We start from the raw sequence: 21,707 nt of genomic DNA, 5'->3' as shown, positions 1-21,707 counted from the left end.
CTGCTCATGCTGCTCATGCTGCTCATGCTGCTCATGCTGCTCATGCTGCTCATGCCGCTCATGTCGGTCTGTCGCCCTGCATCGCGCATCGCTGCCCCGGCTCCGGCGTTACCGGCCCCGCGTTAGCTGTCCGACCGGGGTCGTGCCCGGAAGGGCGCGTCGCATCGCGCCTGCGGGAGCATCTCGGCCACAAAGCCTGTCAACAGGCTGCGGAAAAGCTCTGAAATCTCACGCCTGTGTTGTGGAAATCTGGAAATCTGCCTTGGGAAATCTGCAATGGAATGATCCGTACGGCGGAGGTTTCCGGCGGGATTTCGTCAGACTGCGAACGATCCCCGCTTCAGCGCAGGTCCGAAAGCCCTCGGCAGCCTGTCAGGGCGATGTTCTCCCCGGTCTGGATTCCATCTGCATCAGGGAGCGGGCCGACCTGCATTTCATCGCAACCGCGCCGCGCATCAGCGCGGCGCCGGGCCCAACCGGCGGGGGCGGCCTTGGCCGCCGCTGACGGGCGGGAGTGCGCCCCTGACCGGATCGGGGAGCGGTCTCACGCCTTCCCTGCCGTGCCCTTGCCCTACGGGTCGCGTCGCTGGGCAGGGCGTATCGCTGCTGCGGGGCGCGAGGGGTCAGCAGTCCCGACGTTCGAGCACCAGCCAGGTCATCATGCCGAAGGGCGGAAGGCTTTCCCGTTCCGCCACGTCGAGATCGGGATGGCCCAGCACGCGCTCGATCGGGAAGTCCGATTGCCAGCCCAGCAGATCCTCGAAACGGGTGGAGATCCGCTCCAGCGCCCGGAGCGGCCCGGCTTCCGCGGTGAAGTGGTTCACGATCACCAGTTGCCCCCCCGGACGGCACACCCGCGCCATTTCGCACAGCACCTTTTCCGGCTCCGGGACCACGGAGAGCACATGCATCGCGGCCACGGTATCGAAGCTCGCATCCGGGAAGTCGAGCGACCGGGCATCCATCCGGTGCAGCGCCTCCACATGGCCGAGCGAAAGTTCGGTGACCTTCTCCTGCGCCTTGGCCAGCATCTCCGGCGAATAGTCGATGCCGGTCACCCGCACACCGCCCTGGTAGAGCGGCAGGACGAGACCGGTGCCGACGCCGACTTCAAGCACTTCGCCGCCCCGGCGGCTGACATGTGCGGCGGCGCGCTGCCGCCCCGCGTTCGTCACCCGTCCGAAGGTGGCGTCGTAGATCGGCGCCCATCGGCGGTAGGTGGAGGTAACGGCATCAGGCCTCATGTTCGCTCTTCCCCTGTTTCGACAACCGGCGCAGGGCCGACCAGCCCACCACGCAGAGATAGGCCACATCCGCCGCGATCAGCGTCCACCAGGGCCAGGTGAACAGGACGGCGATGATGGCAACCAGCAGGATCACCCAGTAGGGCAGGTGTTCCGGCCGCATCTTGAGTTTCTTGAGCGAGGGCGTGGGAATGCGGCTGATGAGCAGAAAGCCCACGATCACCAGCCAGACCGCGCTCAGGATATCGGGGACGTCCGTGCCTGCGGGAAGCGCTTCGTTCAGGAAGAGCGGAAGCATGGCCAGCATGGCGCCCGCCGGCGAGGGCACGCCGATGAAGCCGCCCAGCGAGGGGCCGGGCGCGGGGGAGCGGGCATCCACGTTGAACCGCGCCAGACGGAGCACGCAGCCCACCACATAGACGAGCACCGCGATCCAGCCGAGGTTCGCGATATCCGACAGCATGGAGAGATAGACGAGCATCCCCGTCACCACCCCGAAGTTCAGGAAGTCCGCGAGCGAGTCGAGCTCTGCGCCGATGGCGCTTTCGCTGCCCATCATCCGGGCCATCCGTCCGTCCAGCGCGTCGAGGATCGCGGCGAGGATGATGAGACCCACGGCCTCGCCGAAGCGTCCGGCGATGGCGAAGCGGAGCGATGTCAGCCCGGCGCAGATCGCGCCCAGCGTCAGGAGGTTCGGCAGCAGTTGCGGCAGGGCGAGCTGGCGGACACGGTTGGCGCGGGGGCGGCGGGACATGGGCGCTACTCCGCGCGGGCCGGACGGGGCAGAAGGCTGGCGGTGAGATCCGCCATGACCGTTTCGCCCGCGATCATCGTCTGGCCCTCCGCCACCAGCGGGGCCACGCCGGGCGGAAGGTAGACATCCACCCGCGAGCCGAACCGGATCAGGCCGAAGCGCCGCCCCGCATAGAGCATGTCGCCCTCCTTCACAAAGGGCAGGATGCGCCGCGCCACCAGACCTGCGATCTGGACGCAGGCGATTTCGCGGCCATCGGGCAGCTCGATGAGCAGGGCGTTGCGCTCGTTATGCTCCGACGCCTTGTCCAGCGACGCGTTGACGAATTTTCCCTTGGTGTAAGCCATCTTCTTCAGAACGCCCGAAACCGGCGATCGATTCACGTGTACGTTGAACACCGACATGAAGACCGAGATGCGCGTCATCGGTTCGGCCGCCATGCCGAGCTCCGGCGGCGGCAGGACCGTCGTGATCTGCGAGATCATGCCGTCCGCCGGGCTGATGACCAGCCCCTCGCCCTCCGGCACCTGCCGCACGGGATCGCGGAAGAAGTAGTAGCACCAGATGGTCAGCACCACGCCGATCCAGCCCAGCGGCTCCCAGAGCCAGAACAGCAGGGCGGTGATCACCGCGAAAATGCCGACGAAGCGCCACCCTTCGGGGTGCATCGGCTTCAACACGGTATCGGTCATGCGCATGGGGGGTGTTTCTCCTGTTTGCCAGATCGGGTTACGGAATTCGATGGCCAAGCGCAACGAGGGACAACATCGCAGACGGCGGTTCGCGAGGGTTTGCCGGCCTTATCGCGCTGCCAAGCCGCTGTTTCCCGGCGTGGGAGGAGCGGGGGCGGGGGTCCTCCAGTGCATCCGGCGGCAAGTATGGCCCCGCCCCGCCGGGAGCGGCCCTTCCCGGACCCGTCCGCCAAGGCGATAATCCAGGGCCATAATCCGGGTGGGCCCCCGCGTGCGGGGAGTCGCCGCCGATGGCGAGAAAGCGCGCAGGGGAAAGCAGCCCCTGTGGCTTCGGGCGGCGACAGTCAGGAGATCGGCCACGCGCAGTCAATGAGAATGGTCATGACCAGCAAGTCCCCTAAGCGGGCCCAAGCTGTCGGCCGCAAGCCGCCATTGGCAGGCGTCTGACACTGGCGGGCAACGTCAGATCATGCCCTGCAAGCGAACCTCTCCCGCGTTCAAGAAGCAGGCTTTCGAGAAGATGCCCGCTGAAATGGGATTGGGAAGGCGGAGGTCGGCAATACCCGGCACCGATGCAGCTTCTGACGCATAAGAGCGATCAATCTGCGCAATTACGGCTAGAATGACCCCGGTGCTCCGGGTGAATTCCTGTAGAGCTTTCATCTGATCCGAAAGCGGAGGTTTTGTTCTCATCTGATCGAGAATTTGCAGATAATCTATCAGGGCTACCGAGCCCCTCGGCGCACCCGACAGATGGTGGATGATATAGTCGGCGCAAATATCGTCCGTGGTAATGATTTCCGGCATCTTCTCGGGCAGTGGGTCTGAAAGCGCGCGGAAGTGATCCATTGCCTCTCGCTCGGTGTATTCAAGCGAAAATAATGCGCTCCGCCGCCCTTCAAGGGCCGCATCAAGCAAAAGCCGTAGGCCGAGGCGCGTCTTGCCATGTCCGGGCCGCGCGGCGATCAGGAGCATATCGCCATCCACAAGCTGGGGAAGCAATGCGCTGACATCGGCGTTTCCGGTGACGCGCGCGGCAAGCAGACTCCATGCCGTGAAGCCTTCCTCCGCAGCAATACGGGCCTGTGCCTGATGCAAAGGAATATTCTCATCTCGCGCCAACAGCTTGGCGCGGCGTTTCAACTTATAGATCGGGGCGGATAGCCGCATCACGGAACCTCCATTCCGAGCCGAAAACGCAACCCCTCCTTATGCGAACGCTCGAACAGATGGTTCGATGATCTCAGTCACCCCGTATGTGCGATACTTCCCCATTTGGAGGGAGGAGGCGTGGGTCAAGCCTAACAGGGAGGCTAACCCAACGACGCAAGTCGCGCAAGGCGACCGGCGGTTAAGGGCCGCGGGTATGCCGTGCTGGTCGCGGCCAGCAGGCCGGGAATTGCACCGTTCAGATTGCACCGTTCAGCTTGAGGGCCCGGCCCGACCAGGCTCCTGATTGTCGCGGCCTCGGGTGCGGGGGGAAGCTGCTGGCCGTAAACCTGCTTGCCTTGTCGCGGAAGGGCTAGCGCGCGGGGAGCCGCCTCTGCTCCGGGGGTGCCAGATAGGGGGGTGCCAGATAGGCGGTGGGGAGCAGCGGCAGTGGCGGAAAGTTTCCGTCGTGCGGCCCTGCTTGCGCGCGGGGGGAGCGGGTAAGACTTTCGTTGCATTGCTCTTGGCTGCGCTGCGGTTAGGCTGATCAGGCTATTCCGGGGGGGATCCGGGGGAGGAACTGATGCGGAAATTTGTGATGGCGCTGGCGGCGGGTGCAGCGCTGGTATTCGGAGCGGGACTGGCGGAGGCGCACGGCCCTTCGCGGCAGAAGGTGATACAAGAGGTGACGCTGAACGCGACGCCCGACGAGGTCTGGGCGGTGATCGGCAAGTTCGACGACCTGTCCTGGTATCCGCGGGCCAAGTCGGTGGAGATCGAGCCGGGTGCCGAGGTCAAGCCGGGCGAACAGCGCACCGTCACCTGGGACAACGGCGAGCAGACGACGGAGCAGCTTACCAAGTGGAACCCGGAGGGTCATACCTATTCCTACCGGACCATCACCGACAACATCAAGGCGCTGGCCGTGACCAACTATTCCGGCATCATCGCCGTGAAGGACGAGGGCGGCAAGGCGAAGGTCGAGTGGACGGGAGCCTTCTACCGGGGCTTCCCGAACAACGATCCGCCGCCTGAACTGAATGACGAGGCTGCCATCGCCACGGTGACGGCAGCCCACCAGATGGGGCTCGATGCGCTGGTCGAGAAGTTCGGCAAGGCGAATTGATGCCCTGAAAGGCTCGCGTCCGGGTGGGGCCGGGCGAGAGTGGAGCCCGGTCGGTCTGTATGGACAGGGCCCCCGCCGCCACGCCGCCTCTTCCCCTCCAACGGCGTGGCGGCGGTTTTACCCGAACGGGCGGGACGATGTGACAGCCGGGTGAGCCGGCGGGCGGGCGATATCGGAGGGGTGGGCCCCTCCGTTTGCTTTTGGGCCTGTCCCGGTCGCAGGTTTTGCAGGGGAGCTCCCGCATTCAGGGAGCACCACACCGGTCTTGCGCGATTTGCCCGGCCCCGGGGCACTCTGCGGAGCGGGTGGAGTTCACCCACTGACGCGCGTGGATGCCCGTGATTTCGGGGCCGGGGGCGGAAGCCCCGCGCGCGTTCCGGTGCTGCCGGGGGAGATGTGTGCTAACCGGCCGGAGTTCGTCGGCCGGAGTTCAAAGCCGGTCGGTGCGGTAGAGGCGGATGCGCAGGCTGCCATGCGGCACCGGTGGCCCGGGCGGGAGGAAACGGAGGCCGGTGGTGCGGGCCAGACGCTCCTCCGACGTGATGAGACCCACGCGCCAGCCGGTGAAATGCTGCTTCAGCGTCTGCCCGAGTGCCCCGTAAAGGCCGGCGAGCAGCTTTGGATTGCCGAGCCGCGTGCCGTAGGGCGGGTTCACCATGACAAGGCCGGGCGGTCCTTCGGGGGGGCGGGCCTCGCTCACCGGAAGGCGGGTGAAGGTGGTCCAGTCCGTCACGCCGGCGCGGGCCGCGTTGGCGCCGCTCATGCGGATCGCTCCATCGTCGCGATCGCTGCCGTGAAAGGCGAAGGCGGGCGGGTGGGGAGCGGCGGTCTGTTTCAGCCCCGCCCAGCGTTCCGGCTCGAAGGAGGCCAGATCTTCAAAGGCGAAGCGGCGGCTGCGACCGGGCAGCAGGCCCGCCGCGATCTCCGCCGCCTCGATCACGAACGTGCCCGAGCCGCACATCGGATCCACCACCGGTTCTGCGCCGGTATAGCCGCATTGACGCAGGAACAGCGCGGCCAGCGTCTCGCGCAGGGGGGCCTTGTTCACCGCCTCCTTGTGGCCGCGTTTGTGCAGGGAGGGACCGGAGGTATCGACGCTGATGGTGACGAGATCGTCCTCAATGCGGATCTTGAGGGCGATGGCGTCTTCGGGCGGGTCTTCGCTTTCCTTGTCGCGGGGCGCGGCGACGGGAATGCCCGCGCTCTCCCTGAGCGCGGTTTCGATCCGCTCCCGCGCGGCACCGGCGTGATAGATGCGCGACCGGCGGCTGGTGACATCGACGCGGACGGGCATGTCGGTGCGCAGCACCTCTCCCCACGGGAAGCGGCGCGCGCGTTTGTCGAGCTGGGCGAGGTGGAGGGCGCGGAAGGCACCGATCCGGGCCAGCACGCGCGTGGCCCCCCGCAGCACGAGGTTCGCGCGCATCACGTCCTCCCAGCCGCCGTCGAAGGCGACGCCGCCCTCAAGCACGCGGGGCGCGGGGAAGCCGGCCTCCGCCGCTTCTTCGGCAAGGACGGGTTCAAGCCCCGGCGGGGCGGCGAGGAAGATCTCGAAGGGCGTGGTCATCGCGCCGTCATAGACGTTTCCCCCTGCGGGCGCGAGGGGGAACCGCCGGTTCCGGCGCGGGGGGTGCGGCGCTTGTCGTGGGGCGCCGGGCGCAGGCCGAAGATGCGCCCGAGACCCCGGCCCGGCCTGGCGTGTCCTGCCCGGGGCGAGGGGCGGGCAGGTGGCGAGGTAGACGTGTCGCGCGCGGGGGCCGATACCATCGGTCCGGCTGCACAGGAGCAGGCGTGCCCTGAGGCGCGTGGGACATGGGCCAACCGCTCGGAGAGGCATGCCCCGGGTGTGCGGGACAGGTGGGGCGAAGGAGATTGCGGCTCCGCTGGCAGGCCTTGGGAAATGTCCTCGGCGCTGCGCGCCGGCGAGGGGCGGCATCGTCGGATCCCCGCGTAGGGGGCGGCAGGCTGCTGAAAGAGAGCGTGGTCTGCGCCGGAGATGAAATCTGGGGAAATCCCGCCGGAGATCCCCATATTCCGGGCGTTCCCGGGCCGATTTTCCAGAGGACAGGCCTGATATTTCGGCGCCTTTCAGCAGCCCGCCGGGTGTTGCTCCGGCGGCTTCGGGCGAACGCGGTTACCGTGGGCGCACCAACGCCGGACCGTCCGCGAAGCCGTCGGAGCCTGGCCGCGTGAGGGGCGGGGGCCGGTGGTCTGCGGTGCGCTGCCGTCCTCGGGTTGCCCGCGAAGATGCAGCATCCCCGCAGGGATGAGTGACCGTCATGAGTGGCGGCCGTCAGGCCGACGGCGAGAGTGGCGGTGACGGCGACGCGGCGGGGGTTTGCGGCTCCAGCCGGAACCACAGTGCGTAGAGGGCTGGCAGGAACACCAGCGTCAGTACGGTCGCCACCGTCAGCCCGCCGATGACGGAAAAGGCCAGCGGCGCCCAGAACACCTCCCGCGCGATGGGGATCATGCCGAGGATCGCCGCAGCGGCGGTGAGCACGATCGGGCGCGCGCGGCTCACCGTCGCGTCGATCAGCGCGGACCAGCCATCCTCTCCCGCCGCGCGGTGCTGCTCGATCTGCTCGACGAGGATCACGGAGTTCCGGGCGATCATCCCGATCAGCGCGACGATCCCCAGCACCGCGATGAACCCCACCGGCAGGCCGGTGATCATCAGTGCCGCCACCACCCCGATCAGCCCGAGCGGCACGACCGAGAGGACGAGGATGAGCAACTGCACGCTTTGCAACTGCGCCATGAGGATGACGAGGATGAGGATGACCATGAGCGGGAACACGGCCACCACCGAGCCGAGGCCCTTTTCGCTTTCCTCGACCACGCCGCCGGTTTCCAGCCGCATCTCCGGGTTGGCGGCGGCGAGGCGGTCTATCGCGGGGGCGATGCCTGCGGCCATCGCCTCTGCCGTGATGTTGACGACATCGGCGCGGACGGTGATCGTGGGAAGCCTGTCGCGCCGCCAGACGACGGGCTGGCTGGTGGCGTAATCGAAGCTCGCGACAGAGATCAGCGGCACGGTGCGCCCGCCGCCCAACGGGATCTGAAGGGCGAGGAGGGTGTCCACGTCGCGCCGCTCGTTCTCCGCCCCCCGGCCCACGACATCGACAAGGTAGATGTCGTCGCGGATCTGGGTGATGTTCACGCCGCTGGTGACGGCCAGCAGCGCCTGCGCGAGCTGGGCGGAGGAAAGGCCGACAAGACGCGCGCGGTCCTGATCCACGCGAATGCGGATGAGCCGCGCGGGTTCGTTCCAGTCGAGGTTGACGTTCACCGCGCCCGGGGCCGCGCCCATCACATCGGCCACCTGCCATGCAAGGTCGCGGACCGCGCCCAGATCCTCGCCGCTCACCCTGATCTGCACGGGCCAGCCCACCGGCGGGCCAAGCTCCAGCGGCGCCACGCGGGAAAGGACATCGGGGAAGCGGTCGTCCAGCACCCGCTGAAGCCGCGCCGTCAGGGCCGGGCGGTCGGCATCGGCGGTGGTGACCAGCACGCCCTGTGCGGTGTAGCTGGCGGGGGGAAGCACATCCATGGGCAGGTAGAAGCGGATCGCGCCTTCGCCCACGTAGAAGCTGAAGCTCTCCACCTCCGCCTCCGCCGCGACGATCTTCTCCACCTCCGTGACGACCTGACGGGTGCGCTCTATGGAGGAGGATTGCGGCAGGTTGAGGTCGAGCAGCAGTTCCGGCCGGTCGGAGGGCGGGAAGAACTGCTGCGGCAACCGCATCGCGCCCAGAATAGACAGGGCGAACAGCAGGAGCGTGCCGATGACGATGGGCCAGCGCCAGTGCAGCGCGCGCGTCAGGAAGCGGCGGAAGGCCGCGACATAACGGCCCTCGCCCTCATGCTTGCGCTTGATCCGTGCGGGCAGCACCCAGACGCCGACGATGGGTGAGGCCAGCACCGCCACGATCCACGACAGGATGAGCGCGAAGGCGATCACCCAGAAGAGCGAATTGGCATATTCCCCGGCGGCGCTTTTAGCAAAACCCACCGGCACGAAGCCCGCGACCGTCACCAGCGTGCCCGTCAGCATCGGAAAGGCGGTGGAGGTCCAGGCATAGGCGGCGGCCTTGGCCTTTTCCATGCCCTCCTCCAGCTTGGAGACCATCATCTCCACGGTGATCATCGCGTCATCCACCAGCAGCCCCAGCGCGATGATGAGCGCGCCGAGCGACACGCGCTGCAGCGCGATCCCGTAGAGTTCCATGGCAAGGAACACCAGCATCAGCGACAGCGGAATGGAGACGAACACCACCAGCCCCGCCCGCAGCCCCAGTGCGATGAAGGAGACGGCGAGCACGATCACCACCGCCTCCGCCAGCGCGCGGGTGAAGCCGGAGACGGCGTGCTGAACCACGGCCGTCTGGTTGGAGACCTGCGACACCTCCATCCCGATGGGCAGGCCGGATTTCACCTGGGCGATGACCGTGTCGATCTGCTGGCCGAGGGCGAGCACGTCGCCGCCCTCCTTCATCGACATGGCGAGGCCGATGGCGGGCTGACCCGCAACGCGGAACATCGGTTGGGCCGGATCGACCGGGCCACGGCGGACGGTCGCGATATCGTCGAGCCGCACGACGCCGGACTGGGTGGCGATGGTGAGGTTGTCGATCTCCGCTTCGCTGCCGAAGGCGCCGGTCACTTCGAGCCGGGTGCTGTCGGCGCTGGTCACGATCTCCCCCGCCGGGACGACCGCGTTCTGGTTCTGGATCTGGGCGATCACCGCTTCCGGGTCTATGCCGAGGCTGGCAAGGCGGCGGGTGGAGAATTCGATCCAGATCTTTTCATCCTGCGTGCCGATGAGTTCGGCCTTGCCGATGCCAGGAAGGCGCAGAACCCTGTCGCGCGCCGCATCGACGACGTCCCGAAGCTCCCGCTCCGAAAAGCCGGGATCGGCGGTGAAGGCGTAGATGATCCCGTAGGTATCGCCGAATTCGTCGTTGAAGAACGGGCCGAGCACCCCGGAGGGAAGCTCGCGGCCCATATCGGCCACCTTCTTGCGCACCTGATACCAGTCGTCGTCCACCCGTTCGGGCGGTGTCGCGTCGCTCAGAGTCACGTAGATGATCGTCTGGCCCGGCGTCGTCAGGCTTTTCAGGTTGTCGAGGTCTTGGAGTTCCTGAAGCTTCCGCTCCAGTCTGTCCGTCACCTGATGGAGCGTGTCCTCCATCGTGGCGCCGGGCCAGTTCGCCTGAAGCACCATGGTCTTGATGGTGAAGCTCGGATCCTCACTCCGCCCGAGCCGCAGGTAGGACAGCCCGCCCGCGAGCGCGGCGAGGACGAGGATCAATGTCACGAAGGAGCGGTGCGCCAGCGCCCAGGAAGAAAGGTTGAAGCCCCCCATCAGGCATCACCGGCGGGCAGCCGCACCTGCATTCCGGGGCGGAGACGCTGCACCCCCGCCGCCACGACCTTCGCGCCCTCCTCCAGCCCGCCGGAGATCAGGATGCGTTCGCCCTCGTATCGCAGCACCTCCACCGGCGTCAGCTCAACGATACCGTTCGCATCGACCACCCAAACGGCCGGGCGGTCTGCGGTGTTGAACAGCGCGGAAAGCGGGAGCGCGGCAGCTTTCGGCCCCGGCAGTTCCAGCATCCCACGCACGGCCGATCCGAAGCGGAAGGCTGCGGGGGCGTCGTCGATCCGCACGCGGACCCGGAAGGTGCGGGTCACCGGATCCGCCGCCGGGGAGATTTCCCGCACCCTGCCGTGGGCCACGATGGAGGGATCATCGAGCAGGGTGACGGTGACGGGGGCGTTCTCCGCCCCGCTGCCCAGAACGGCGCCGGGGGCTTGGAACTGCGCATCCTTCAGGTCGGTGCGGGCGAGTTCGACGATCATCTGTCCGGCGGCGACGACCTGCCCCACCTCCGCCCCGCGCGACATGACCACGCCCGCCTCCGGCGCGACGAGATCGGTATATCCCAGCCCGTCCCGCGCATCCGAGACGCTGGCCTGCGCGGCGAGTTCATTGGCCCGCGCGACATTGGCCTGTGCCGTTGCCGCATCCGCCGCCGCCTGCGTGGCAAAACCGCGACCGAGCAGGTCGCTGGTGCGTTTCTCCGTCTGCTCGGCATTCTCGCGCTGCGCCGTTGCCGCGGCGAGGCTGGCCTCCGCCTGCCGGACGCTGTTCTGCGCCTGTGCGATGTCGAGCCGGGCCAGCACCTCTCCCGCCGTCACCACGTCGCCCACATCGACGAGCCGCTGGGCGAGCTTGCCGCCGACCCGGAAGCCGAGGTCGCTTTCGATCTGGGGCGCCACCTCGCCCACGAGCGAGCCGGGGCTGTTCACCACCGTATAGGCGACCGTCACCGTCTTGACCGGGCGCGGCCCTTCGACCTCCGGCGCCGCCGCTTCCTCCCGGCAGGCGGGCAGCAGGAGAAGCGCCGCGGCGAGCATCGCGGTGAGGATTCGGGCCGGTGCTATCATCTCTCGCCTCGCTGACAGTTCGGCGTGAAGATACGCGAAGGACCGCCCATGGCCAGAGGGGACGTACGGAAAACCGCCAAACGGGCAACAAGTCGCGGCAGGCATGCCGGGGAGCAGGCGTGACGGCATGGTCTTTCCCGGTGGCCTTTTGCTGTGGCCTCTTGCGCTGTCAGCCTCGGCGTCGCGCGCGGGTCGGACCCGCGCGCCCGGACGGCCGCAGCCTTCAGATCGGTCGCCCCGTTGGTCGCAGGCATACGAGGCCGGACGTGAAACGCTGGGTGATGCGCTGTCGAAGCGCATCCGTTGGTATCGCAGGCACGCGCGGCCGGACGCCAGACAGCCGGACGGTGGCTTGCCGCTGGACGATGGCCGCGCGCGGCTGGACGTGCCCTTGCCTGCCCAGATGCGGTGGGCAGGCAATCCCCCATGGCCGCGCGCGCTGCCGGGGCTGGAGCAGGGGGGTATGGAATAGAGGCGGGCGCTCTGATTGGCCGCGCGCGTGCCGGTGGTGGGTGCGTTACCGGCGATTGTGAGAGGATGCCGGACGACCTCGGTGTCGCAGGAACTCGGACCGTCTGACGCGGAGTTGCGGGAGACGGCGAGAAACACCGGCACCATTCGCGCACGAGGGTGTACGGCCCGCCGCATCCATCCCTCCGCGTCGGCGTTTGCGCGCGCGAGGCGGGGCCTGCAAGGCGATGTAAGCGGTCTGTCGTCCACCGGCTGTCGCGCATAGGCGTCGGCCCGCAGATGCAAGGCTGGACTGCCCCTGGCGCGCGCCCCGTCATGGTTCGGGATGCGGCCGTTTCTCGCGAACGAGGCTGGACGGCGGGGCGCGCGCATCGGCACGCTCCCGAACGGCGGGTATCTCGCACGCCCCCCGAGGGAGGGGCCCATCGCGCGGATGACCCGGTCTCCGCGTCAGTGCCGCGCGCGGCTGGACGCCGGAGGGGAAATTCGGGCCGGACGCCGCGCGGCACGTTGCTGGCGTGCGCAGCTCGTCCGACGGGAGGCACGGCGTTCCACGTCGTCTGCGCCGTGCGCATCGCGACCTCTCATGCCGCGCGACTCCGTCCAGCGCCGCGGTCCAGTTCGGAGATATCCACCGGCGCCGGCGGTCCGCGCCGCGCGCGGTGGGGGTCGCGAGCTTGTCGGGCGGGTCGCCGTGGGCGGGTGTCGGCCGCTCTCCGGCGCGCGATTGAGGGTGCAAGCCGGGGGTGTGGCTGGCGGGCCGGGGGTTGTCGGCCTCTCTCCCGCGCGCGATGGAAGGTAGCCAGTCTGCCGGCTCGCCCATGTCCCCGCGTCGTCGTTTGGCGCACGCGAGGCCGCGCGCTGCTCCATGGGGTTGGCGATCTTCGTCGCCTCCGGGGGCTGGACGCGGGCGATGCGGGATGCGAGACCTCCCGTCTCATTCAAGGCGGGGAACGCGGGATGGAGAAGCTGCCTGACGACATTGCAGGACTGTTTGCCCGGCTGGGCGGGTCGCGCTTTCGCAGCCGCTTCCGGCTGGGGCAGGGGGAGAGGGCCTATCTGGCCGAGAAGGGCCGGGAGACAGTCGCCCGCCACGCGGCCGACTTCGTGGCGCGCCGACTTGCGCCCGCCGCGCCGGTGAAAGATGGGCGGCAGACGCCGATACGGGGCCATCCGGTGTTCATCGCCCAGCATGCGACCGCGACATGCTGCCGCGGATGTCTGGCAAAGTGGCACGGGATTCCAGGCGGACGCCCGCTGGACGAGGCGGAGCAGGCGATGGTCCTGCGGGTTCTGATGGCCTGGATCGACAGACAGACGTCGGGGGACGCGTCCGGGCGGGGGCTTCCCGCCACGCCTGCCCGCAATGCGCGACCCCCGGTGCCGCGTGCCCCTGATGGCGGGCCACGATGACGAAGGCAGCCGTTGCGTGGATCGGAGGCGCCGCGGAGCCGCTCCGAAGGGAGCGGTTTGCCCGCTCTGCCGCAATGCTCCGGCTCCCCGCCTTGTTCGCGGCCGGCATGCCGCCGATCGCGTCCGTGGCCGATCATTTTGGCGGGCGGGTGAAAAGGTTCTGCAGTGTCCCGCCTTCTGTTTGGGAAATCGGTCCCATGACGTGTTGTTTCTGGCGCGCTTCCCTCGGATCGCGAACGGTTTTCGCTCCGATGCAGACCTGAAAGCCTTTTTTTGCACCCTGTTACCGTTCAGCTTTTGCGACTTTCGGCCTGCCGGCCGCGCAGAGAACGGCACATCCTCGGCACCTTGCAGGGAGGGAAGGATCGGCTGACCGGGGGGCGGCAGAAAAGCCGCCGGAATTGCCGCCCGCGGGTATCCGGGCCTCATCGTGGCGTGCGTTGGCTCGGAGAGCAGGGAGGCCGAGGCGGGCTCCACAGCTGCGGCGCTCTGCGCGCTGCCTTGCGGCGGTGATGTGGGGTAGGGGGTAGGCATGATGGGAGTCCGATGATCGCTTATCTTGGCCTGTTCGCTGCGGCATTCGTCGCCGCCACCCTGCTTCCCATGCAGTCGGAGGCGGTGCTGGGAACCCTCGCTTATCGCGGGGGGCATCCGCTGCCTTTGCTCTGGGCCGTCGCGACGGCGGGCAACGTGCTCGGCTCGGTGCTGAACTATGGCCTCGGGCGCTGGCTTGCGCGGTTTGAGGGGCGCAGATGGTTTCCCGCGTCGCCGGAGCAGATCCGCCGCGCCGAGGGCTGGTATCGGCGCTGGGGACGCTGGTCGCTGCTGGCGAGCTGGCTGCCGCTGGTGGGGGATCCGCTTACCGTCGTCGCGGGCATGCTGCGGGAGCGGCTGGGGCTGTTCCTGCTGCTCGTCACGCTTGCGAAGGGCGGGCGGTATGTTGCGGTGATCTGGATCGCGACCGGGTGGAACTGACCTCTTGCACTGCCTGCGGGGGAATGGAATGGAGAGACTGGAGGCCGCTTGCCGGAACCGGTAGACGGAGAGCACTTAAAATGCTTCGGGCCATGCCCGTGTGGGTTCGAGTCCCACAGCGGCCACCACCGGAAAGGCACCCTTGATCAGGCGGTCCGGGTTGGTCAGTCCTAGGCCTGTTCCGCGGGAAATTCAGGACGGTATATCGTCGGCCCGGCGCCTAATGCTTTTTTCCGCCTTTCCGCCACAAGCGGTGCATTGCCAAGCGGTGGAAGCGAATTAGCTGTACGGGCGCGCCTCCGTATTTTCGGTGAAGGGCGCGATTTCTCCCTTTTGCAGCAAGCAGATGGAGAAGAACATGACTCGTAATATCGTTCTCGTGACCTGGCTCGACGACAGCAAGCCGTATGAGGCGCTTACCAAGCTCAAGGGAGAGGACCCCGATCGGATCAATCAGGCCGCTGTGGTCTATCGCGAGAGTGACGGTCGCGTCACGCTGCGCGATGGCGGCACCAATATCGGCGGCGAAGGCACGCTTGGCGGTGGTGCGCTTGGTGCGCTCATCGGGATTCTGGGCGGGCCGCTTGGTGTGCTGCTCGGCTTTTCGACGGGTGCGCTCTTCGGTTCGCTGGTCGATACCGGAAACGAGATTGATGACGATTCCGTTCTGAGCGCCATCAGCGCGGCGCTGCCGCCCGGCAAGACGGGTATCCTCGTGGATATCGAGGAAAGCACGCCGGAAATCCTCGACAATCTCGCCGTCACCACGGGCGGTGTGCTGGTCCGCTACAACTACGAGGCGACGCTGTCGGAGATCATGAGCGCGGAATCCGCAGCGGAAGCGGCGTCGGACGAGGCCGCCCGTGTGCTGCGCGAGGAGAAGAAGGCCGACCGTAAGGCCGAACGCGAGGAGAAGTGGGAAAAGACCAAGGAAAAGTTCAAATCGGTCTTCCACAAATCCGACAAGTCCGAAACCAAGTAACCGTCTGACCCGGTCAGGGCGAGCGGACCGGCGGGTCAAAGAACCCGCTGGCCCACTCGCAATGACAGCTGCGCGGTCTGACGGTCTTTAAGCCTGCCGGATCTGCAGTTGGTTCAGCGGGGCCGGAAGTGTCACCGGCATATTGTCGATGAGGCGGACATTGCCCGCCCATGCGGCGACGAGAAGCCGCGCGGGGGCCCCGTGGAGGGCTTCTCCGAGCGTTTCCGCATCGCGCAGGTCGAGATATTCTATCTCTCCGAAACCCGCGTCGGCGAGGTGCTTTCGCGCGTCTTCCAGCGCCGGGGCAGCGGGGGCGCCCGCTTCCACCGCCTGCGCGACAGCGGCGAGAGCCTCCGGCAAGGCGGAGGCCATCTGGCGTTCCCGGGGCGAAAGACGGAGGTTGCGGGAGGAAAGGGCGAGGGCGTCGGTCTCCCGCACCGTGGGGCAGCCCACGATCTCCACCGGCAGGTTCAGGTCCCCCACCAGCCGACGGACGAGGAGAAGCTGTTGCCAGTCCTTCTCTCCGAAGAAGGCGCGGTCGGCCCCGGTCATGGTGAGGAGCTTGGTCACGACCGTCGCCACCCCGTCGAAATGGCCGGGGCGATGCGCGCCCTCCAGCGGCTCGGTGACACCGGTGACGGACACGGTCGTGGCGAAGCCCGGCGGATACATCTCCTCCACTTCCGGCACGAAGACCACGTCCACGCCGTAGGGGGCGAGAAGGGCGGCGTCCGCCTCCTCCGTCCGGGGGTATTTCGCGTAATCCTCCGGGCTGTTGAACTGCCGGGGATTGACGAAGATCGTGACGATAACCCGCTCGCACACCGCCCGGGCAGCGCGGACGAGGCTCAGGTGCCCGTCATGCAATGCGCCCATGGTCGGGACGACGGCCACCGTCTCTCCCGAGCGGCGCCAGCCCGCAACGCGGGAACGGAGATCGGCGGTGCGGCGGAGGATGGTCATGGGCGAACCTTTGCCAAGCAGGGGGAAACGCGTATCGCGCCGGCGGTGTTGCGATTTCCGCGGGTTGGGCGGAGCGCCTTCTCAGCCGATTGCCGTGCCCGGCGGGGCGAGGGACGCAACAAAGCGTGTCCGTCGTGTGGCGTCGAGGACATAGGGACGGCCATCGCGGGGCGGCAGCGGGCAGGCCCGGTTTGCCGCCCGGTGCGAGGCATCGCACGGCGAGGGAGGGCAGGGGTCATGACGCGGCCTTGCCCGATCCGCCCGTGGCGGGAAGTTCGCTGGCGAAGACATGTTCCGGCGCTGGAAAACGGCGCGCCTGCACGTCGGCTGCGTATCGCGCGATCGCCTCCGCGGCGCTCTCCCCAAGCTCGGCGTAGCGGCGGACGAACTTCGGGCGGAAATCGCCGAACAGGCCCAGCATGTCGTCGATCACCAGCACCTGCCCGTCGCAGCCTGCGCTGGCCCCGATGCCGATGGTGGGAACCGCGATCTCTGCCGTGATCGTGTCGGCCAGCGCGGCGGGCACCTTCTCCAGCACCACGGCAAAGGCCCCGGCCTGTGTCAGGGCGGCGGCATCGGCGCGGACGCGGGCCGCATCCCCGCCCCGGCCCTGCACGCGGTATCCACCCAGCGCATTGACGGACTGCGGTGTCAGGCCGACGTGACCCATCACCGGAATGCCGCGCGCCGTCAGGAAGGCGACGGTTTCGGCCATGTGGAGACCGCCTTCCAGCTTCACCGCCTGCGCGCCGGTCTCCGCCATGATCCTGGCGGCGTTGCGGAAGGCCTGCGCGGGGATTTCCTCATAGCTGCCGAAGGGCATGTCCACCACCAGCGCCGCCCGCTCCACCCCGCGCGCCACCGCCTGCCCGTGCAGGATCATCATCTCCATCGTGACGCCGAGGGTGGAGGGCATGCCATGGAGCACCATGCCCACGCTGTCCCCCACGAGGATCAGGTCGGCCTCCCTGTCCACCAGACGGGCCATGGGGGTGGTATAGGCGGTGAGGCAGACAACGGGCGTGCCACCCTTGCGGGCACGGATGTCGCTCGGCGTCAGGCGGCGGATGCCGCCCTGCGGTGCGGGCGTCTGTGGTGTGGCGCTCATCCTCTCTCCCCCCGGAAGGCGTCGTGTTGGGGGCGCATCCTCCCCAAGATCGGCGGGATGGCAAGGATTTTCTGCGGATGCGAATGGGAGAAGGGGCTTGCGACGGCTTTTCCGCCCCTGTGCCGCACGCTAGGCTCCGCCCGCAGAACGGAGCAGACGATGAGCACAGCCACCCCCGCGACGCAGGCGCTCAGACATGCGGGCGTTGCCTTTCGCACGATCGAGTATGACTACGTCGCCGGGCAGGACCGGATCGGCCTGCATGCCGCGGAAGCCATCGGGGTGCTGCCCGAGCGGGTTCTGAAAACGCTGATGGTGGAGGTGGACGGCAAGCCCGCCTGCGCCGTCATCCCGTCGGACAGGACCTTGTCGATGAAGCGGGTGGCGGCGGCGTTCGGGGGGAAATCCGCCCATATGATGCCGCCGGAGAAGGCGGAGCGGCTGACCGGCTTTCACACCGGCGGGATCAGCCCCTTTGGCCAGAAGCGCCGGGTGCCGGTAGCGTTCGAGGCGACTGCGGAGGCGGAGGAGGTGGTGATCAACGGCGGGCGGCGGGGGCTGATGGTGGCGCTGGCCTATGCCGATGCGCTCCGGGTGGCGGCGGGGGCGGCGCGCCCCCTCATTGCCGAGTGATCGCGGGGTGGACTGCGGCGGGATCGTCGCGGCGGGCGCGCGCCGCTATTGTGGAAGCGCGCCGCAGAAGCCCCCCGTCGCCACCACGCCGGAGCCGAGGGCGATGACGGGCGGCGCCTTGTAGGGGTTCAGCGCGGCGGTCGCGTGGTCGAAGAACAGCAGCCCGGCGAGCAGGGCGATGACGATGCCTGCGGTAAGACGGCGGGTCATCTGCGGGCCTCCAGCCCGACGAGGGGCCTCAGTTTCACGCCGAGGCAGGAGCCTGCGAACCCCGCCGCAAACCATGCCCAGCCATGCAGGCTCCCCGTCGAGATGCCGGAGAAGAAGGCCCCCACGTTGCAGCCGAAGGCGAGGCGCGAGGAATAGCCGAGCAGCAGCCCCGCCACGACAGCCGCGCCCCAGGCCCGGGCGGGCAGTTTCGGTAGCGGCTGCGAGAGGCCGTGCCTGCGCCACGCAGCCACCAGAAACGCGCCGAGGATGATGCCGATATTGGTGAGCGAGGTGACATCGGTCAGGATGCTTGCCTGAAGCCGTGCCGCATTCCCCGGCGCCCCCCAGAAGCCGTTGGCCGACAGGTCCGCGCCGAGGGCGACAGCCCCTTTCGCCGCCCAGAGGCCGAGGCCGTAGACCACGCCCCAGGGCTGGCCCGCGACGACGAGGTTGGCCACGGCCAGCGCCGCCAGCAGGAGCGCCGCGACGATCAGCCGGGGCGGCAGTCTGCGCGTGCCGGGCTTGCCGAGGAGAAAGACCAGCAGCGCCACGGCGGCGAGCAGGCCCAGCGTCACCAGCAGGCCGCCTGTCCCGCGGAGCACGATGATCGGCAGCGCACCGAGATCGGTCCACCACAGCAGATGCGCGGCCCCGAAGAAGCTGCCGAGACAGAAGAAGGGCAGGGCCACGAGGCTCACCGCGTTGCCGCTGCCCGCATTGACGAGCGTTCCCGAGCCGCAGCCGAGGATCACCTGCATCGCCGCGCCGAAGACGAAGGCCCCGCCGAGCATCGCCCAGCCGATGGGCGCCTCCGCCCCGCCAAGCTCTCCCGGATGGGATTGCAGGAGGGGGAAGGCGACGAGGGCGACAAGGCCGATGGCCAGAAGCTGCGCCAGAAGGCCCGCAGGCTCCCGCCGCAGGATCATGGCACGCCACGGCCCGGCAAAGCCGAAGTGCAGCCCTTCGAGCGTGATGCCGAAACCCAGCCCGATGGCAAGCAGCAGCCCGTATCGCGCGCCCGCAAACAGCGATACGGCAAAGACCGCCGCCAGTGCGGCGAGGATGAGCAGAAGGCGTTTCACCCCCTCCCCGGCGGGGGAGGAGGCGCCTTCAAGATGGCCGGAAGCGGTGGTCATCACTTCGACCGGATCTGGTTCAGCAGGTTCTGGAGCAGGCCGGGGGTGTTCTCCATCGCGCCGCCGCCCTGCGACCAGCCGACCATGCTGTCGGGATAGAGCTTCACATCGGGGAGCCCGGCGAGTTCGGAAAGCGCGAACCAGTCGGTCGCGGCCCAGTGCCCGGTGTTGCAGAAGGCCACGATCTCCTCGTCGCGCTTCAGCCCGAGCTTCTGGAGCACCGCTTCGGCGCCTGCGGGGGTGGTGACGGTCGTCGGGCCGTCGAACCAGACGGAATGGGAGACGTTCTCCGCCCCCGGCAGGGTGCCGGGCCGGGTCATCTGCGGGTGCGCCTGATCGCCCTTGAAGAACGCGGCCGGACGGGCGTCGATGAGGCGGGCGCTCTCCTTGCCGTCAACGATGGCGGCGACATCCTGCGTGTCGGCGAGCCAGCGGTGGGAGAAGGTGATCTCGATGTCGGAGGGGGTGGGCGTGTTGGCGCGGGTCTCCAGCGGCAGCCCTTCCGCCGCCCATGCGCCCTGACCGCCGTTCAGGATGGCGAGCGGGCTGATGCCGGAGGATTTCAGTGTCCAGTACACGCGCGCGGCGGCACCGAAATCGCTGTCGTCCTTGCCCTGATGCACGACGACCAGGGGGTGGTCCTTCTTCAGCCCCAGCGCGCGGAAGCGCTCCTGCAGCACGTCCTCCGGCACGAGCTGGCCGGGGTTGTCCGCCGGTCCGCGGAACAGCGCATAGGGGGCGGAGATCGCACCGGGGACATGGCCCTGCCCGTAGGCGGCGGCCTCCCGTATGTCGAGCACCGTGGGCGCATCGGCACCGGAGAGGGCGGTGTTCAGTTCGGCGGGCGTGACGAGCGGGCCGAAGGCCGGTGTCCCGGCCGTGGCGATCGCCGCCCAGCCGATCGCGGCCAGCGCGGTAAGGGAGAGGAGTTTCATGGCGTCATTCCGCTGATGGGTTCGGGTGGCAGGTGCCTTGCCCCCCATGTCTGCGCGGCGGCGCGGCTTGGCAAGACCGGCGGGCCGCCTGCGGCGCGGGTGCCGGGCGGACAGGTGCCGCTCAGAGCTGCCTTGAGCGGAAGAAGGTTCCGCTGCCACACGATGGCTGGGGAAATTCTACCGGAAAGCCCGGCGATGGTATCGGATTGTCCTTTCTTGCCATGAGGCGGAACCGGCATGACCGTGGTTTTCCGTTCCTTGCATGCCTATCTCAATATCCGGGAGCCCCCGGGAATGCGCGTTCGCTGTCCGGGACCACCCGCCCGATGGAAAGGAAATGCGATGTTCACCGCGACCGCCCATGTGCCGCTCTCCGACCCCCTGCCGCTTATCGAGGCGCTTGCCGGGCACCTGCGCGAGCAGGACGTGACGCTGGAGCGGCAGGGTGAGGGGCTCCGCGCGCAGCTTTCCATGGGAGAGGCGCTGTTCCGGCCCGCAGCCGACGGGGTGGAGGTGGAGGCGCGCGCGCCGGACCGCTCGGGCATGGAGGAGATGGTGGATTTCATCGCCTCTCACCTGCTGGAATTCTGCGTGACGGAACATCCGGTGATCCGATGGACCGGCGCGGCGGAGGCGGGCACGCTTTACGCGGACTTCCGCGAGATGACCGTCGCCGGGGTGGAGCGGATGGGGGACTGGCGGCGCTTTATGCTGACCGGCACTGATCTTGCGCGCTTCGCCGATCCCGCGGCGCCCTATGGCCGGTTCCATTTCCCGCCCGAGGGCATGGCCCCGCGCTGGCCCAAGGCGGGGCCGGACGGACTGCCGCTGCCGGTCGATCCCGCCTGGCGCCCGGCTGTCCGTCGCCATGCGATCCGCACCGTTGAGCCGGAGGCGGGCCGGATCGAGCTGGATATCCTGTTGCACGACGGCGGCGGGGCCGGTGCGGAATGGGCCCGCTGGGCGCGCAAGGGCGACCGTTGCGGTCTCTCCGGCCCGGAGACGGAGCCTGCGGTTCCCGCGCTCCGCGCGGCGGAGACCGTGACGCTGGCGGGCGATGCCGCCGCCCGGCCGGTGATCCAGCGGCTTCTGGAGGTGCTGCGCCCGGATGCGCGCGGAGTGGTGCTGCTGGAGGGCGAGGGCCCGCCGCTGGAGAATGCGCCGCAGGGCATGCAACTCCGGCAGGTTCCGGCGCTGCTCGCCGCGCTCCGGGAGACGGCTGACAGCGGCGTGCTGTGGGCGGGTGCCGAGGCGGGGGCCGCCCGGGAGATCCGCCTGTGGTTGGCGGAACATCCAGAGGTTGACGGCAGCGTGCGCGACCTTTGGCGGCGCGGGGTGAGCGCAAGCAACGCCAACCCCGCGCGCGACTTCCCCGCCGGGGCGAAATGGCGGCCGCGCGGCCAGCGGGTCTGAGGCATTTCCTCTTGCACAGGCCCACAGGGCGCGCGAGCCGCATCGTCGGC

General features: G+C 68.4%; 18 protein-coding genes and 1 tRNA gene. 7 read left to right on the top strand and 12 right to left on the bottom strand.

From position 1 onward, the window contains the following. Window positions 1–623: 623 nt before the first annotated feature. The 4 genes from RT513_RS09410 to RT513_RS09395 form a co-directional block, all read right to left on the bottom strand. Window positions 624–1,244 carry a class I SAM-dependent methyltransferase gene (locus RT513_RS09410; RefSeq protein WP_290684781.1) on the bottom strand — a complete coding sequence of 207 codons (621 nt, stop codon included), beginning with the start codon at window positions 1,242–1,244 and terminating at the stop codon, window positions 624–626. Further along, window positions 1,234–1,998, bottom strand: a complete 765-nt coding sequence (locus tag RT513_RS09405) for a phosphatidylcholine/phosphatidylserine synthase (protein WP_290684779.1) — start codon at window positions 1,996–1,998, stop codon at window positions 1,234–1,236. The genes RT513_RS09410 and RT513_RS09405 overlap by 11 nt, the downstream gene beginning before the upstream one ends. Before the next feature lie 5 nt (window positions 1,999–2,003). Continuing rightward, entirely contained in the window at window positions 2,004–2,696 is a 693-nt protein-coding gene (locus RT513_RS09400; RefSeq protein ID WP_290684777.1) for a phosphatidylserine decarboxylase, read from the bottom strand. Window positions 2,697–3,152: 456 nt separating this feature from the next. After that, the gene (locus RT513_RS09395; protein WP_290684793.1) at window positions 3,153–3,860 is read right to left on the bottom strand and encodes a DNA helicase; all 708 of its coding nucleotides are present in this window, start codon (window positions 3,858–3,860) and stop codon (window positions 3,153–3,155) included. Between the two features lie 562 nt (window positions 3,861–4,422). On the opposite strand from RT513_RS09395, the gene RT513_RS09390 reads away from it, so the two are divergent. Then, window positions 4,423–4,965 (top strand): SRPBCC family protein, encoded by a 543-nt coding sequence (locus RT513_RS09390; protein ID WP_179209281.1) that lies wholly within the window; start codon window positions 4,423–4,425, stop codon window positions 4,963–4,965. Between the two features lie 430 nt (window positions 4,966–5,395). Here the strand turns inward: RT513_RS09390 and RT513_RS09385 are convergent, their stop codons facing one another. The 3 genes from RT513_RS09385 to RT513_RS09375 all read right to left on the bottom strand — a co-directional run bounded on the left by RT513_RS09385 (window position 5,396) and on the right by RT513_RS09375 (window position 11,418). Beyond that, the gene (locus tag RT513_RS09385; RefSeq protein ID WP_290684774.1) at window positions 5,396–6,532 is read right to left on the bottom strand and encodes a class I SAM-dependent RNA methyltransferase; all 1,137 of its coding nucleotides are present in this window, start codon (window positions 6,530–6,532) and stop codon (window positions 5,396–5,398) included. Between the two features lie 726 nt (window positions 6,533–7,258). Next, window positions 7,259–10,333, bottom strand: a complete 3,075-nt coding sequence (locus tag RT513_RS09380) for an efflux RND transporter permease subunit (protein WP_290684772.1) — start codon at window positions 10,331–10,333, stop codon at window positions 7,259–7,261. Beyond that, a complete protein-coding gene (locus RT513_RS09375) occupies window positions 10,333–11,418 on the bottom strand; it encodes an efflux RND transporter periplasmic adaptor subunit (protein ID WP_290684771.1) in 1,086 nt (361 codons plus the stop codon). Before RT513_RS09375 ends, RT513_RS09380 begins: the two co-directional genes overlap by 1 nt. 1,431 nt (window positions 11,419–12,849) lie before the next feature. Between RT513_RS09375 and RT513_RS09370 the strand changes: the two genes are divergently transcribed. The 4 genes from RT513_RS09370 to RT513_RS09355 all read left to right on the top strand — a co-directional run bounded on the left by RT513_RS09370 (window position 12,850) and on the right by RT513_RS09355 (window position 15,259). Next, on the top strand, window positions 12,850–13,302 hold the full coding sequence (locus RT513_RS09370; protein ID WP_290691569.1) for a DUF4186 domain-containing protein: 453 nt from the start codon (window positions 12,850–12,852) through the stop codon (window positions 13,300–13,302). Window positions 13,303–13,848: 546 nt separating this feature from the next. Next, window positions 13,849–14,277 (top strand): YqaA family protein, encoded by a 429-nt coding sequence (locus RT513_RS09365; protein WP_290691566.1) that lies wholly within the window; start codon window positions 13,849–13,851, stop codon window positions 14,275–14,277. 42 nt (window positions 14,278–14,319) lie between these two features. After that, window positions 14,320–14,405: transfer RNA gene (locus RT513_RS09360), tRNA-Leu, on the top strand. A 230-nt stretch (window positions 14,406–14,635) separates the two neighbouring features. Then, window positions 14,636–15,259, top strand: coding sequence for a DUF1269 domain-containing protein (locus RT513_RS09355; RefSeq protein WP_290691564.1), 624 nt, complete (start codon window positions 14,636–14,638; stop codon window positions 15,257–15,259). A gap of 87 nt (window positions 15,260–15,346) precedes the next feature. Here the strand turns inward: RT513_RS09355 and panC are convergent, their stop codons facing one another. Continuing rightward, a complete protein-coding gene (panC, locus tag RT513_RS09350; protein ID WP_290691561.1) occupies window positions 15,347–16,222 on the bottom strand; it encodes a pantoate--beta-alanine ligase in 876 nt (291 codons plus the stop codon). Window positions 16,223–16,457: 235 nt separating this feature from the next. Further along, window positions 16,458–17,330, bottom strand: a complete 873-nt coding sequence (panB, locus tag RT513_RS09345; RefSeq protein WP_290691558.1) for a 3-methyl-2-oxobutanoate hydroxymethyltransferase — start codon at window positions 17,328–17,330, stop codon at window positions 16,458–16,460. Between the two features lie 159 nt (window positions 17,331–17,489). On the opposite strand from panB, the gene RT513_RS09340 reads away from it, so the two are divergent. Continuing rightward, complete coding sequence (locus RT513_RS09340; protein WP_290691556.1) at window positions 17,490–17,963, top strand: YbaK/EbsC family protein; 474 nt, start codon at window positions 17,490–17,492, stop codon at window positions 17,961–17,963. A 45-nt stretch (window positions 17,964–18,008) separates the two neighbouring features. On the opposite strand, the gene RT513_RS09335 is transcribed toward RT513_RS09340, so the two are convergent. Genes RT513_RS09335 through RT513_RS09325 form a run of 3 tightly spaced genes read right to left on the bottom strand, consistent with a single transcriptional unit; the run spans window position 18,009 to window position 20,244 of the window. Further along, window positions 18,009–18,173 carry a hypothetical protein gene (locus tag RT513_RS09335; RefSeq protein ID WP_179209276.1) on the bottom strand — a complete coding sequence of 55 codons (165 nt, stop codon included), beginning with the start codon at window positions 18,171–18,173 and terminating at the stop codon, window positions 18,009–18,011. Then, window positions 18,170–19,309 (bottom strand): YeeE/YedE family protein, encoded by a 1,140-nt coding sequence (locus RT513_RS09330; RefSeq protein ID WP_290691553.1) that lies wholly within the window; start codon window positions 19,307–19,309, stop codon window positions 18,170–18,172. The genes RT513_RS09335 and RT513_RS09330 overlap by 4 nt, the downstream gene beginning before the upstream one ends. Further along, window positions 19,309–20,244 carry a sulfurtransferase gene (locus RT513_RS09325; RefSeq protein ID WP_088216894.1) on the bottom strand — a complete coding sequence of 312 codons (936 nt, stop codon included), beginning with the start codon at window positions 20,242–20,244 and terminating at the stop codon, window positions 19,309–19,311. The genes RT513_RS09330 and RT513_RS09325 overlap by 1 nt, the downstream gene beginning before the upstream one ends. Before the next feature lie 342 nt (window positions 20,245–20,586). Here RT513_RS09325 and RT513_RS09320 point away from each other — a divergent pair, with 342 nt between their 5' ends. Beyond that, window positions 20,587–21,657: a siderophore-interacting protein gene (locus RT513_RS09320; RefSeq protein ID WP_290691548.1), complete on the top strand. Its 1,071-nt coding sequence runs from the start codon at window positions 20,587–20,589 to the stop codon at window positions 21,655–21,657. Window positions 21,658–21,707 lie beyond the last annotated feature (50 nt).

Source organism: Haematobacter sp. (assembly GCF_032102465.1).
Classification (GTDB): domain Bacteria; phylum Pseudomonadota; class Alphaproteobacteria; order Rhodobacterales; family Rhodobacteraceae; genus Haematobacter.
Note: the sequence above shows the minus strand (reverse complement) of the source record. Positions and strands in the feature narration are given on the sequence as shown.